The sequence below is a fragment of the Parabacteroides sp. ZJ-118 genome, assembly GCF_011038785.1.
Taxonomy (GTDB): domain Bacteria; phylum Bacteroidota; class Bacteroidia; order Bacteroidales; family Tannerellaceae; genus Parabacteroides.
The window spans coordinates 163,238-176,827 of record NZ_JAAKDT010000001.1; the positions used below are offsets into that span (position 1 = coordinate 163,238).

Sequence of the window (13,590 nt, forward strand, 5' to 3'; positions counted from 1 at the left end):
TTTCCATCCGAAAGGATTCCATAGCTATTAGATCTTCTTCTATTATCTTATTGATCAACCGACAACGCTTTCCACAAATTATCGTCCGGGACGGGAGCGACAATTCGCACGTTCTCTTTCGAAACCGGATGGATAAACTCCGCGCTACGAGCGTGCAAGCCAATGCCTCCATCCTTGTTGGAACGATCGAAACCATACTTCAGATCCCCCTTGACCGGACATCCCATCTTCGCCAACTGACAGCGGATCTGATGGTGCCGCCCCGTCTTCAAATCGATCTCCAACAAACAATAACGATCCGAACGGGCGATCAATTTATAACGCAGGATCGCTTTCTTGGCATTCGGCCGCTCAGTATCATAAGCATAACTCTTATTTTGCTTCTCGTCCCGCTCCAGCCAATCCACCAACTCACCCTCATCCTGCGGGGGGCGGTTCTTGACGATCGCCCAATAGGTCTTTCGCACCTCTCCAACGCGAAACATCTCGTTCAAGCGAGAGAGGGCCTTGCTTGTCTTGGCGAAAATCACGACTCCGCTCACCGGGCGATCCAGACGGTGCGTGACACCGACAAAAACGTTACCGGGCTTGCGGTACTTCTCCTTCAGCCATGCCTTCAGCATCTCCGAGAGAGGCTTATCGCCCGTCTTGTCGCCTTGCACGATCTCACGGCAGGTCTTATTTACCGCTATGATATGATTATCCTCGTAAATAACCTCCATGTTACATATTCATACCGCCATCCACCTGAATAACCTGCCCGGATACATAAGAAGACATATCCGAAGCCAAGAAGGTAGCGATATTAGCCACATCCTCCACCGTACCGCCACGGCGCAAAGGAATCTTCTTGCACCACTCGGCACGTACCTCTTCCGACAGCTGAGCGGTCATATCCGTGATGATGAATCCCGGGGCGATCGCGTTCGCACGGATGCCGCGCGAACCCAGCTCCTGGGCGATCGACTTGGCCAAACCGATCATACCTGCCTTGGAAGCGGAGTAGTTCGCTTGTCCGGCGTTGCCATGAACACCTACGACAGAAGACATATTGATAATGCTACCCGCACGCTGCTTCATCATGACCGGGGTACAAGCGTGGATAAAGTTGAAAGCGGACTTCAAGTTCACGTTCAACACAGCGTCCCATTGCCCCTCGCTCATACGCATCATCAAGCCGTCTTTCGTGATACCGGCGTTGTTCACCAAGATATCGATACGTCCGAAATCCTTCACGATCTCGGTCACCACGTTATGCGTCTCCTCAAAATTAGCCGCGTTGGAAGCATATCCCTTGGCCTTTACGCCCAAGGCCTCGATCTCGGCCTGCGTAGCCCGGCCATTCTCATCGATCGCCAGATCCGTGAAAGCGATGTTAGCGCCCTCTTGGGCAAACTTCAAGGCGATCGCCTTGCCAATACCACGAGCGGCGCCTGTTACGACAGCCACTTTTCCTTCTAATAGTTTCATATTACTCAAATTTTATTATCCATATTTAATCAAGCAAGCTCCCGTTGAATAGCCACCGCCGAATACCGTGATAGCGATCAAGTCGTCTTTCTTGAAATTCGTATCGTTCTGGGCATATACCAAGGCCGAGCTTACGGAACCCGTATTTCCCAGCTCCTCGATATTGTGCAAAAATTTCTCATCCGGCAAGTCCAATTGCTTGGCGATATTCGCCATGATACGCATATTCGCCTGATGGCCGATGAAGTAAGTAAGGTCATCCAGCGTATACCCATTCTTCTCCAGCAAAAGGAGGACATTCTTAGGCATATATGTACAAGCCTGGATAAACACGTCACGTCCCTCCGGCATAGAGATCCCCCCATCGCCCGGGCGCAAGTGAACCGCCTCCATCGCCTTCGACAAATGGCCGAGGCCTTGCGTGTAGACCTCCAGGATCTCAGCGTCGCCCTCACCGATCCGCTCCTTGGAGAGAAAGAAAGCGGCGGCGGCATCGCCCCATAAATGGCCCGCCTTCGGATCCGTCTCATCATAATAGGCGGAGTTCTTATCAGCGGAAAGCACCAAGGCCTTGGTAGCCTTCCCCATGGCGAAATATCCCTCCACGACCTCCAAGGCATTCAAAAAAGAAGAGCAGGCCGAGGATAGGTATAAAGCCTTCGCGCCAGCGAGCGTATACGCATGTTGAACCGTATGCGCGGCCGTCGCGACCGTATCATAAGGAGAATACGAAGCGGAGATGATCAAGTCTACCTCCGTGATATCGTAAGGCAATTTAGGCAGCGCGTCCTTCACGGCCTCAAGGCTCATGGTATTGATATTCTCCTCCACTCTCGCTTTCGACCGGGTATGAATACCCGTCCGTTGCTCAATCCACTCACTCGTCAACCCGCTCAATTCAAGAAAATGTTGGTTATCTACCCGTCCTTCAGGTACATAAAACCCTGTCGCATTAATAAACATCCTTCGTTTCTTTGATTTACTTAATCTTTATTCCGTTGAATATCAAATTCATCACATTGTCTCTACGTTTAATCCGTTGGCTGATATTATCACCCATGATCCCCCGGATATAGGGCACCTCCAGTCCTTTCAAGGCATGATGAAGCACGAGGGCGGTAATGTCCGTGTCCGGCATGCTGAATATGCCGTCCTTCACGCCATCGTCCAATATTCCCTTGATGATCTCCACCTCCCGGAGGTCGAAGCTCTTGCGCACCTTCTCCACGCGCCATATATCGCGGAAGAACGTAGCCCGCAACGTACCGTTGCGAAACACCAACGCCTTTACCGCGTCCAGGCGGCTATAGATAAACGTCAGCAACTTCTCGTCCGCCGGCAGATCTTTGCCGGCCACGTCCACCAGCATCTTATAAAGCTGGTCCAGCTCCGACTCCACCACCGCCAAATAGATCTCGTTCTTGCTTTTGAAGTACGTATAAAGCGTACGTCTCCCCTTACGAGATGCCTGTGCAATATCGTTCATCGTCGTGTTATCAACCCCCATGCGAGCAAACAATTGTCTGGCCACATCCACCAGCATGTCACGTGTTTTAGAAACTGTTATCGGCATTTGTATTGCACATTTTGATTAAAACTGTGCGCAAAGTACTTAAAAAAGATCGTATTTACCAAGTATATTAAAAAAAACTTGCGATAAATTTGTTTTGTAAGAAAATAGTCCTACCTTTGCAGCAAATATTCGATGAGTGGTTTGCAAAATCGCGGAGTGGAGCAGTGGTAGCTCGTTGGGCTCATAACCCAAAGGTCGCAAGTTCGAGTCTTGCCTCCGCAACGCGCACGAGGAATGTGCGCCTTTTTTAACCAAAAAATTTGTCATAGTCTTGCGTCCGGGACCCTCCAGGGGTTTCCCGGACGTATTGTTTATGTCCCCTACCTCAAGGCGGGCAAGATATATTTCCAGATCAGGTTGATCTCGGCCTGCATATCGCCGATATTCGCCGTCATGGCGATCACCGCGTCGCGCTCGGGCAATATGATAATGTATTGTCCGTTGGCGCCATCGGCACGAACGCCGTTATGGCGGCAACGCCACATCTGGTAGCCGTAGCCTTGCAACCAATCGCTATCTTTCGGTTTCATCTTCACGTTCTCCGGTCTCATCCCGGCGGGCAAAGAGGCGATCTTGGACGTGGTAGCCTCCTCTATCCAGCTTTCGGGGAGCAATTGCTCACCGTTCCATTTTCCCTTTTGCAGGAAGAACTGCCCCATTTTCGCCAGGTCCTCGGTCTTGAGATACAAGCCCCAACCGCCGCAATTGATGCCCTGGGGACTCTCCGCCCAAGTAGCGCCGACGATACCCAACGGACGGAACAGGCGGGGATAGAGATAATGGATCACCTGCTCGCCGGTCACCTGCTGGAGGATGGCGGAAAGCATATACGTACCGAGGCTGTTGTATACGAAATAGGTTCCCGGTTTATGCACCAGCGGCGCCGAGAGGAAAGTCTTTACCCAATCGGCGTTCTCGTTCCCCTTCTGCCGCACCAAGGCGGTAGGATCGACATCGTGGCCGGAGGACATCGTCAACAGGTGACGTATCTCCAGCTCTTTCAGGTAAGGGCTTACCTCGGCCGGTAACTGGTCGGGGAAGAACGAGATCACCTTGTCCGTGACCTTCAATTTACCCTCGGCGACGGCAAAGCCGATAGCCGTGGCCGTAAAGGTCTTGCTAACGGAGTTCAAGACGTGCGGCACATGGCGATCGCCCTCTCCCAGCCATTGCTCTTTCACGACCTTTCCATGCTGGAGGATCATGATACTGTGCAAGTCTTGATCCGCCTTTTCCACCGCCCGCAGATAATTGCCGAACGCCTTATCCAAGGCTTTCGAGGCTTCCCCGCGCGGGAGCTCCTTGGTCAGGTCGTTATAACTGATCAGGTCTATGTGCTTATCCTTCAGGGCTTGCTTTACCTTCGGGCTGGTAAAAAGATCGGTCACGCCCTGACGGTCCATCGCCACGTTCTCGTAGCCGATATGCCCGACAGTCTCCATCTCCTCATTGTCCAAGGCCGGGTGATCCAAGAACATATAGCGTTTGCCGGGTTCCAGCTTATCCAGCATCCGGATGAAACTGGCCTCCTTCTCGGCCGGGGTCTTGGAGGCGCCATCGTATCCGGAATAGGAGAAATCGTACTCCTTCATCGCCTCCGCCCGATCCACGACCGGCAGATGATATTCCTCGGACAGGCGGCGCATCAGCTTCACCACCTCCGGATCGAAGCCGGTCGCTCCCATATGGCCGGAGATATGGCTGATGTGGGGAATGTTCTTCAAGGCCATCTCTATCTGGGCCCGGGCCTCCTGCTCGATCTCGGCCAGGCTCCATTGATTCTCCCGGATGGAGAGACCCGGGTAGGCGGGATTCGGGCCCATCATCGGCAAGAAATAGCCATTGCTGTCGGTCAAGCTGGGGCAATGCGTCAGCGGACGCCATTTCACGTTGTCCCATTCGCTGGTCAACGTCAGGTGAAGCCCGACATCTATGCCCGGGTTCTCCCGCAGCATCCGGGCGGCCTCGGGGAACCACGGGGTGACCACCATGACCTCTATACAGGTTTCCACCCCATTCTTATACCCCTCCATACACGCTTTATTGGCGGAACGGAACGACCCCATGTCATCCGCGCGGATGATCAGGCGGGGATTCGTGACAGGCTGGCTGAATGCCGGCCATGTAGCGGCGCAGAATAAACAGCCGCAAAGGATTCTTTTTACATTCAAAGTCTTCATGCTATTGATAAAATTAAGTAATACACAATCTCCGCGTCGGGCTCCCTCCGACGATCCTGCCGTCGCCACCGCGCCGAACTATAATTTCAAGTCCAGCAAGGTCTCCCCTTTCGCGTTCAACACGCGTACACGCATCTCGTTCCCTTTCTTCCGCAACACCATCACCGTAGCCGAGTCGAGCCCGGGCCCTCCGCCTATGACCACCGGGAAGTTGTTGCCCAACGAGCCTTTCGGGTGGAAAGCGTATTGATGCGTATGGGCCGATATATTCACGCTGAAAGGGGCTTTCGCCAACAGGCTACCCCAAAGCTCCGGACAAGGCTCATAGGCGTCCCCGTTCCCGTAGACCGGGATATGGTTCAATAAAACCCGCTTCGAGGCTTGCTTGAACGCCTTGCCGTTTACTTCTCCCGAGAGGAAATCCACCTGATCCTTCCGGAGACCGGTGAAATCGTTCAGGTCATAATAAACCGCCGTGCTATCCGGCTTATCCTCGCCGCAATCCAGCATGACGAAGCGGGTATCTCCCCAGTTGAACGCCCCATACGTCTTATCGCCCACATAGTCGAACAGGGCACGCAGGCCGATCGAATACGCGTCGCGGATCTCGTGGTTGCCTCTCAGGAAGAAAGCGGGTACCCCGCTGGCGCCCACCTTGCCGCAGAAATAAGCCAAATGATACAAAGCCTCCTCCTCACAGGTAGGATCGTCTATGCAATCCCCGTTGAATACCACGAAATCATACGGGACATCACGCACGTGCCCGTATAAGGCGTCCAGGGTCGGGAGACGCTTGTGCAGGTCATTAAAGATCAAGGCCGTGAAATCCGTTTGAGACGCGGAGGGGATCGTGAACGTGTAGAACGGCGATACCGCCGTCTCGCCAAACGCTTTTTGATAGGCTTTGTAAAGCGTGATCTCCCGCGAGCAGACCCGGTAGTAATAGGTTTGCCCCGGCCGCAGATCCGTCAGCCGGATCTTATTGTGCAAGCCGTTGCATATCACCTGGCCATCCACGAGGGTGCGGGCCCTCTTCAGGTTCAGCGTATCCGTGCCATATTCCACCCAGCTATAGGTCGGGACACGCGTCTGCCACATCACCGTTATGCCGCCCTCCGTAGGATTTTGGAGATAGGGCGCCGCGTAAAAGATCTCTTCCGGCCGGGCCTTCAGGCGGACCTCCGCCACGACCGGGCGGTGATCCGATGCCACCGCCTCTTCGGGAACCCATGCGGACAAGCGGGTAAAGGGCTGTCCATGCTTTACATACCCCGCTATATAGTCCAAACAGCGATCCGGTGTGGAGGCCGGGAATGTAGCCTGTTCCGGATCGCTCAACAGTTGAAAATCCTCGCCGATTCCCGCGATAAAGGGAGACGGAGCCGTAGCGTTCCAATCTCCGGCGATAAACAGGGGTTTCCGCGCGGAAGCGGCTTCCCGCCGCAGGATCGGCAAGGAGCGCATCCGGTCTTCCGGCGTCAGGGAGAGGTGCGTGCAGCAGCAGATGTATCGCTCAAACTCGACCCACAGCAAGACCCGTTCCTCCTCCCGTCCGGGAAGGGCCACATAGCGGTAACTCAGCGGCCTCTCCTTGCTCAGCATCCCCACCCCATATTTACCGCCATCAAAGTCGATGGCGGGGGCGTAGGTAGGAAACATCCAGGCGCGTTCTCCCAGCGTCCGGAGCACGTCGACCCCGCCGCTTCTCCCGGTCACGCTATCCACCTCCTGTATGGCAACGACGTCGGGGGCGACCTTACGTATGACCTCCGCTATACGCGACAGGTCCGTCACCCCATCCATGCCCCTTCCGTTGCGGATGTTATAGCTCATGATGCGCAACGTATTCCGCCCGGCATCGTCGCTTTGCCGGGCCGGCGCCCCATTTACGGGCAGCCATCCGATCAGGACGATCGCCCAAACAAACCATCTCCTCATACGATCCGATCTCATGTTCATACCCATCTGCCTTTTACCCGAATATCTCTTTCAAGGAGTGCTCGAACGCCGCGATATCCTCGTCGGAGGTATCCCAGGAGGTGACGAGGCGGGCCTCGTTTATCGCCTCGTTCCACATGTAGAAGAAATAGTTGTCTCGCAACTTCCTCAACGCCTCGGCAGGGATCGTGAAGAAGAGCTGGTTCGACTCGATCTTCTGCGTAAAACGGATCTCCGGGTATCGCCGCAGCACGTCCGCCAGCTTGGCGGCGCTGCTATTCGCCTTCTTGGCGTTCTCCAGCCAGAGGTCATTCTCCAGATAGGGGACGAACTGGGCGGAGAGATAACGAAGCTTCGAGGCCAGCTGAGCGGACTGTTTCCGGTAAAACCGCAGGTTCTCCGTCACCTCCGGGCGGAACGAGACCACGGCCTCACCCATCATCATACCGTTTTTCGTGCCGCCAAAGCTCAAGATATCCACGCCCGCGTCTACGGTCACTTGGCGCATGGAGCAATTCAGGTAAGCGCAGGCATTCGCCAGGCGGGCCCCGTCCATATGCAGATACATACCGTATGCATGCAACAGGTCCGCGATCGCTCTCACCTCCTCGATCGTATAGACGGTACCCAATTCCGATACCTGCGAGATATAGACGGCCTTGGGTTGCGAATGGTGGCAGACCCCGAAGTTCGTCAGCCGGGGGCGGATCAACTCCGGCGTCAGCTTGCCGTCCGTCGTCGGGATCGTGACGATGGCGCAACCGGTCATGCGCGCGGGGGCTCCGCACTCGTCCACGTTGATATGAGCGGTCTCGGCGCAGAGGATGCTATTAAACGGACGGGTCACGGCCTGCAGGGCCACGGAGTTCGCCCCCGTCCCGTTAAACACGAAAAAAGGGGAGGCCTCCTTGCCGAACACCTCCTGCAGCTTACCCGCGGCGGCCTCTGTCCAGGGGTCATCACCATATCCAACCGCGTGATTATCATTTGCCTTGATGATCGCATCCATTACCCGGGGATGCACGCCGGAATTGTTGTCACTCGCGAAACTTCTCATCTTTCAATCTGATTTTTCGTCAAAAATACGGATTTCAGATGAGAAACAGCCCATCTCGGGCCACTTTTTATCGCTATCCGAAGCGTGCGGCGCGGCCGCCACGCCCCGTTCACGAAACACGCCACACCCCAAGGCTCCACGTGTGGCATGGGGAGCCTTGGGGTGTGATATGAGGGGTAGTATCCGGTCCGATATTCTTTCCGGAGCTCCATTAGTGTTTGTACCAGTCGGCATTTTCATTTCCATAGCTCTCCACCCACTCGCTGTAGCCGGGGTAGAGCTCGTCGATGGGTTTGCTTTCGTTTTGGGGATCCAACAGTTTCTCTACGTTCTCAGGGGTGGCGCCGCTCAGGAAGATGGCGAAGGGGTAGTTACGATCACGCACGTAGTATCTACCGATCTCAGGATCGGAGGTATCCGATCCCGTATGGAAGTAGTCAGGATCCATCTTCGAGGTGGGTGCTGTATTGGTAAGGTGTACTTCCCAGCGCTTACCAGATTTTCCTGAGTTTCGGTAGATGAAAGGGTCGACATTGGACGACGGGGCGACGGGGTGATCGTACTCAAACGTCACCTTGTATGTGGCTCCCATGTCGGTGCTGACGTCTTCGGTCAGCAGGTACACCTTTGCGTTCCCGTCTGTTTCCTCGGTGAAGTTTGCTTCGGTAAACACCCCTCCTCCGTCCAGATCTAAACAGATGGAGCCCTTCACCGCAGTGGGTGTGTCCGAAGGCTCCACGCGGAAAGCAAGCCCGTTTTGGAGGGTAGCGCAGTTCTGGTAGGTCGTAAAGATAAACGACTCGCTTTTGACGCGGTTGTTCTCGTCGCCAAGCTCCTGCTCGTAGTCGTAGCGCACAACGACATCGTTCATATCGTAGTCTCCCTCGGAGGGCCACAGGTCCTCAAAGGCGTAAAAGCCTTTCCGAAAAACGGGCTTGGGATCGTCCGGTTCCACCGTGGGAACATTGGTAATGGCATTCTCGGGATTGGAAGTCATGGTGATGACCACGTCGCTGAAGTTCTGGTCATCGGTATGATCTTCAAAGGAGATCATATTGTACTCCTTGTATTTATAGGCAGCGGTGCGTGGCTTATCATAGGGATTGCCATTATTATCCACACTCAGGCCTTCGGAGGTCGCGGCGCGGTATTTCTTGTCCCCATTAAATTCGGGGATGCGGTTCGACCACGCGTTGTTGGCGAGGACAAACCCGATGCGATAACCCGCTGGGAATGTGTCGGTTTCATTCTCCTTCTCGTAGCTATCGCCATAAAATTTCAACTGCGCAACGGTTCCACGCTCGATACCTCTCGTATCCCACGCATCCTGCCGACCCTTCCATGTTCCGTCTTGCGTGTTGGGGAAGAGCATGATGACATTTGCCTCGTTCAGACTCTTAGGCGCATTACCATCCCTGTAATAATAGTAGCCCAAGGAACAGTTCCAGCAGGTGTTCTGTCCGAGGAAGGTCACTGCCAGTTTGGCATTTTCGTCGATTTTAAAATCCGTGTAGCGGCGGTACCCGTCAGGACAGGTTTTGTTAACATCGATGACACTAGAGTGTGCCACATATAAGTCGTCAACATCCTCTTCTCCTATACGCAATATTTCATCAGAGAGCTTACCTTCGTATTTGACAAATCCCATCCCGTTATAGCCTCCTTCCAAAAACGTCTTCCAGCGGTTGCCTCTATATGCCTCCGGGACTTTGCCCTCCATCACCATGTAACTGTCATAACTGTCATACTTTTTTCCGGCTCTGGTGACAGACTTTGTTCCGGGATTCACCTCCACCGCGTCGGTAGCCTTGATGCTTCCGTTCACCACGTCCGCCTCTATCAGGGTGCGCGCGTAGAAAGCGGGGGAGTAGATATACACCTTCTTGAGGTAAGCGGGCAGAGAGACGTTGTCTCTGAACACGCCGTCGGTGTTGGTGTAGGCGGCAAAGAGGGGTGTAACATCGGGGCGTTTGCTGTAGCTGTACTTGTTTTCGATGACAGGCATCACATCGTAGAGCTCAAAATAGACACGGGCTTTCACGCCGGTGTTCAAGTAAGCCACCTCGAGGGTAGTAGCGGGGTTCACAGTGGAGAAATCGAAGGTATTGAAGTCTTTCTCTTCCCCTTCCTCCACGACTTTCTCCTCTTCTTTTTCTTCTTCGCCTTTGAAAAGGTCGTCTTCCATACATCCGCTCAGCAGTGTCAGAGCGAATGCCATTCCTGTAAGGACGATAAATTTAGCTCTCATATTACGGATATTGTTTTGATCTCTTATTTTTCACCCAGCAAAGTTACTTCATAAAAACAATTTATACAAATTTTTTGTACAAAATTTTTTTGAGGATCTATTTTTTGACATAGCTCAAAAAAAAGACCACTTCGCGTGCGATTTTCGCTTACAGCGCGGAATTATCACGCAAATGGTCTATATTTGCCGCTTTTTAAAGTTTAATGTCTATCAAATGAAAAAAAAGTACCTTTTAAAGAAGTGATCCTCAGCACGAAAAGACTGTTGGAGAGTTTTGAGAATTTCCACAAAGCAGGGATGGAGTTGAATAAGCAGATCAAGCATCTGCACAGTTCGCTAAAAGGCTATCAGCCGGAGGAGAATCTGGTCAAACTGGAGAAGATCACCTACATAGGCTCCACGAAAGACTTCGTGCGGCTGATAATGCCCATCCTCAACGACCACCGGTTCCGGGTGAACGGGAGGCCGAACCGGGAAGCCATGGTACGGGCGCTGGAGGAGGTGTTCGAGATTCGCCCCGACGGCTGCTCGGAGCCAAGGCGCTTCCGGAGCATCCTCTCCGCGGTGCAGGAGGAATTCGGGAAAATGCGGGAATAGGAGGCTTTCCCGTTTTTTATAACAAAAGTTAAAACTTGGGAGGCGTTCCAAAACGCCTCCCTACCTTAGCGCCGTCAAGCCAGAGAAACTGGCTTTTTTTTAATCACTTTAAAACCTATCGTATGATAAAAATTTCATTATTCGCCCTTTTCGGGCGATACAAGGGAGACGCCTCGCTAACGGGCGTATTGGAGAACATCCGGGGAGGAACCTACAGGCAGCTCGTCGGCGAGATACGGGAATCGCTGGCGGCGGGCGAGACGGAACGAGCCGCCAACCAAAAGAAAATGCTGCCCGCCTTCACCCCGCAGGCCACCTACTCCGGGAAGCGCCTCGACCCCCACATCACCCGCTATAACCAATTGGTGATACTCGACATCGACCATGTAGGGGAACAGGAGCTGAAGCGTATCGCCCCGCTCGCCGCGGAGGCGCCCTACACCGTGGCCTATTTCCGCAGCCCCAGCGGCGACGGGGCGAAACTCATCGCCTACGCCGCCACGGAAGAGATCGCCACGCCGGGCAATCACCGCAGGGTCTACGAGGCCGTGAGCCGCTGGTACGCGGCCCGGCTGGGCGTGAGGCTGGATACCTCGGGCAGCGACATCGGGCGGCTCTGTTTCGTGTCGGACGATCCCGACCTGTACCTCGCGCCGGCCTACCGCCCCTGGCTGGAGGGTACGGGCGAGCTGCCGGAGGGGCTCGACCCGCTCCCCCTCACCTGGAAGCAGGCGGAGGAGGACGACGCGGCTTCCGGGGCGAGGAAAAGGAGAGTGGCCTCGCCGCTGGAGAAGGCCCGCCGGACCGCCGAGCGGAAAGGAGCCTACGCGGAGGGCAACCGCAACAACTTCATCTTCGTCATGGCCACCCGGGCGAACCGGCTGGGCGTGAAGCAGGGCGAGATGGAGGCGTACGCCTCCACCGCCTTCGCCGACTTGCCGGCGGAGGAGCGCCTGGCCGCCATCAAGAACGCCTACAGCCACACGGAGCAGCACGCCATCGAGAAGGGCGGCGGCGCGTCCCGGGGCCGCGGCTCGGTGGACGTGGTCGCCGTGGAGGCGTACATATCCGAGCGTTTCCAGACCCGGAAGAACGAGGTGAAGGGGTACGTGGAGGTAGCCGTGAAAAAGAGGCGGAACGGCTCGAAAATGGTTTTCAACGCGGTGAACGACTACTGGGTGAACACGCTCTGGCGGAATCTCCAGAAGGCGGGTCACATCTGCACGCTGAACGACATACGCTCCATCCTGCAGTCGGACTTCAGCGAGACGTACGATCCTTTCCGCGACTACTTCGAGAAGCTGCCCCCATGGGACGGGGTGACCGACTGGATCGGGCAGCTGGCCGATACCGTGAAGACGACCCGGCCGGACTTCTGGCGGGAGTGCCTCAGGCGCTGGATCATCGCCGCGGTGGCTTGCGCCACGGAGCCGGGGCAGGAGAACCACTCCATCCTGCTGCTGGTCGGCGGGCAGGGACTGGGCAAGACCTCGTGGCTGCGGAACCTCGTGCCGCCCGAGCTCCGGGATTATCTTTTCACGGGCAATGTCGACCCGTACAGCAAGGATTTCAAGCAGATGATGGCGGATTGCTTCCTGATCGTCATCGACGAGATGTCCGGCCAGAGCTACGCCGACCTGAGCCGCCTCAAGGCGCTCGCCTCCAACGGAGTCATCTACCAGCGCCGTCCCTACGGGCGCTACGCCGAGACGCAGATGCGCCGCGCCTCCTTCGCCGCCACGGTGAACGACCTGCACTCGCTGCCGGACGACAGCGAGTCTCGCCGCTTCCTGTGCTTCGAGGCCACGCGGATCGATTACCAGTCGCCCATACGTCACGCCGACATTTACGCCCAGGCCTACGCCCTTTTCCGCCGGGGCGAGAAATACTGGTTCGCCGACGACGATATCCGGAGGATCAACAAGAACAACGAGACCTTCCGCCAGCGAAGCCCCGAGGAGGAATTGCTCTTCACCTACTTCCGCAAACCGGAGCGTTCCGACACGCCACAGTATCTTACAGCGAGCGATATTATGACGAAAATAAGTATGGTTTCGCGTGTTACGCCGACGCGTTCCGGTGTACTCACGTTGAGCAAGGTGCTGAAAAAACACGATTTTAGGCTCGTAAAATCGAACGGAAAACGCCTTTTCGAGATCACGGAGATCACGTCGGAACAGGTAAAAGCCAATTTTTTGCGCCCTGAGCAGGAGAAGGAGAACAGCGACCCGGATGAACCTGAAAACACTAAGGATCAGAAGGATAAGCCGGGATCAACGCCGCCTTCCTAAAAGGAGCCAGGGCGCAAAGGGCGCAAAAACAAGACCTCCGCTAAAAAATATATATATATAAAAATATTCATCTTACTGTGTAAGTACGATGTAAATTTATATATATATAAAAGTTTTTATAAAGGTCGTAAAGATGCGCCCTTTGCGCCCTACCCTCCCCCTTCGTCGCTCACGGAGAGCCGCCCGGAAACCCCATGGGACAGGGCGCCAAGTCTATGGAAAACGAGATGGATTCC

The 13,590-nt window shown here is 54.9% G+C and carries 10 protein-coding genes and 1 tRNA gene; 3 read left to right on the forward strand and 8 right to left on the reverse strand.

All coding sequences use genetic code 11. The features are described 5' to 3' along the window. Positions 1 to 47: 47 nt before the first annotated feature. Genes G7Y39_RS00685 through G7Y39_RS00700 form a run of 4 tightly spaced genes read right to left on the reverse strand, consistent with a single transcriptional unit; the run spans position 48 to position 3,043 of the window. Positions 48 to 722, reverse strand: a complete 675-nt coding sequence (locus tag G7Y39_RS00685) for an RluA family pseudouridine synthase (protein WP_165154074.1) — start codon at positions 720 to 722, stop codon at positions 48 to 50. Position 723: 1 nt separating this feature from the next. Beyond that, positions 724 to 1,470 carry a 3-oxoacyl-[acyl-carrier-protein] reductase gene (gene fabG / locus G7Y39_RS00690; RefSeq protein WP_165154075.1) on the reverse strand — a complete coding sequence of 249 codons (747 nt, stop codon included), beginning with the start codon at positions 1,468 to 1,470 and terminating at the stop codon, positions 724 to 726. 15 nt (positions 1,471 to 1,485) lie between these two features. Next, on the reverse strand, positions 1,486 to 2,433 hold the full coding sequence (locus tag G7Y39_RS00695; RefSeq protein WP_165154076.1) for a 3-oxoacyl-ACP synthase III family protein: 948 nt from the start codon (positions 2,431 to 2,433) through the stop codon (positions 1,486 to 1,488). Positions 2,434 to 2,449: 16 nt separating this feature from the next. Then, the gene (locus G7Y39_RS00700) at positions 2,450 to 3,043 is read right to left on the reverse strand and encodes a TetR/AcrR family transcriptional regulator (protein ID WP_165154077.1); all 594 of its coding nucleotides are present in this window, start codon (positions 3,041 to 3,043) and stop codon (positions 2,450 to 2,452) included. A 150-nt stretch (positions 3,044 to 3,193) separates the two neighbouring features. On the opposite strand from G7Y39_RS00700, the gene G7Y39_RS00705 reads away from it, so the two are divergent. After that, a tRNA-Met gene (locus tag G7Y39_RS00705) sits at positions 3,194 to 3,265 on the forward strand. Positions 3,266 to 3,363: 98 nt separating this feature from the next. Here the strand turns inward: G7Y39_RS00705 and G7Y39_RS00710 are convergent. The 4 genes from G7Y39_RS00710 to G7Y39_RS00725 all read right to left on the reverse strand — a co-directional run bounded on the left by G7Y39_RS00710 (position 3,364) and on the right by G7Y39_RS00725 (position 10,466). Further along, the gene (locus G7Y39_RS00710; protein WP_165154078.1) at positions 3,364 to 5,223 is read right to left on the reverse strand and encodes a ChbG/HpnK family deacetylase; all 1,860 of its coding nucleotides are present in this window, start codon (positions 5,221 to 5,223) and stop codon (positions 3,364 to 3,366) included. A gap of 78 nt (positions 5,224 to 5,301) precedes the next feature. Beyond that, a complete protein-coding gene (locus G7Y39_RS00715; protein WP_165154079.1) occupies positions 5,302 to 7,188 on the reverse strand; it encodes an endonuclease/exonuclease/phosphatase family protein in 1,887 nt (628 codons plus the stop codon). 7 nt (positions 7,189 to 7,195) lie between these two features. Further along, positions 7,196 to 8,218 (reverse strand): low specificity L-threonine aldolase, encoded by a 1,023-nt coding sequence (locus G7Y39_RS00720; RefSeq protein ID WP_165154080.1) that lies wholly within the window; start codon positions 8,216 to 8,218, stop codon positions 7,196 to 7,198. A 211-nt stretch (positions 8,219 to 8,429) separates the two neighbouring features. Then, a complete protein-coding gene (locus G7Y39_RS00725; RefSeq protein ID WP_165154081.1) occupies positions 8,430 to 10,466 on the reverse strand; it encodes an LruC domain-containing protein in 2,037 nt (678 codons plus the stop codon). A gap of 240 nt (positions 10,467 to 10,706) precedes the next feature. Between G7Y39_RS00725 and G7Y39_RS00730 the strand changes: the two genes are divergently transcribed. Then, positions 10,707 to 11,063 carry a hypothetical protein gene (locus G7Y39_RS00730; protein WP_206225129.1) on the forward strand — a complete coding sequence of 119 codons (357 nt, stop codon included), beginning with the start codon at positions 10,707 to 10,709 and terminating at the stop codon, positions 11,061 to 11,063. 122 nt (positions 11,064 to 11,185) lie between these two features. After that, entirely contained in the window at positions 11,186 to 13,354 is a 2,169-nt protein-coding gene (locus G7Y39_RS00735) for a VapE domain-containing protein (protein ID WP_165154082.1), read from the forward strand. Positions 13,355 to 13,590 lie beyond the last annotated feature (236 nt).

Coding starts and splice junctions, on each gene's coding strand:
- G7Y39_RS00685 (WP_165154074.1), bottom strand. CDS start 722: ATGGAGGTTATTTACGAGGATAATCATATCATAGCGGTAAATAAGACC.
- fabG (WP_165154075.1), bottom strand. CDS start 1,470: ATGAAACTATTAGAAGGAAAAGTGGCTGTCGTAACAGGCGCCGCTCGT.
- G7Y39_RS00695 (WP_165154076.1), bottom strand. CDS start 2,433: ATGTTTATTAATGCGACAGGGTTTTATGTACCTGAAGGACGGGTAGAT.
- G7Y39_RS00700 (WP_165154077.1), bottom strand. CDS start 3,043: ATGCCGATAACAGTTTCTAAAACACGTGACATGCTGGTGGATGTGGCC.
- G7Y39_RS00710 (WP_165154078.1), bottom strand. CDS start 5,223: ATGAAGACTTTGAATGTAAAAAGAATCCTTTGCGGCTGTTTATTCTGC.
- G7Y39_RS00715 (WP_165154079.1), bottom strand. CDS start 7,188: ATGGGTATGAACATGAGATCGGATCGTATGAGGAGATGGTTTGTTTGG.
- G7Y39_RS00720 (WP_165154080.1), bottom strand. CDS start 8,218: ATGAGAAGTTTCGCGAGTGACAACAATTCCGGCGTGCATCCCCGGGTA.
- G7Y39_RS00725 (WP_165154081.1), bottom strand. CDS start 10,466: ATGAGAGCTAAATTTATCGTCCTTACAGGAATGGCATTCGCTCTGACA.
- G7Y39_RS00735 (WP_165154082.1), top strand. CDS start 11,186: ATGATAAAAATTTCATTATTCGCCCTTTTCGGGCGATACAAGGGAGAC.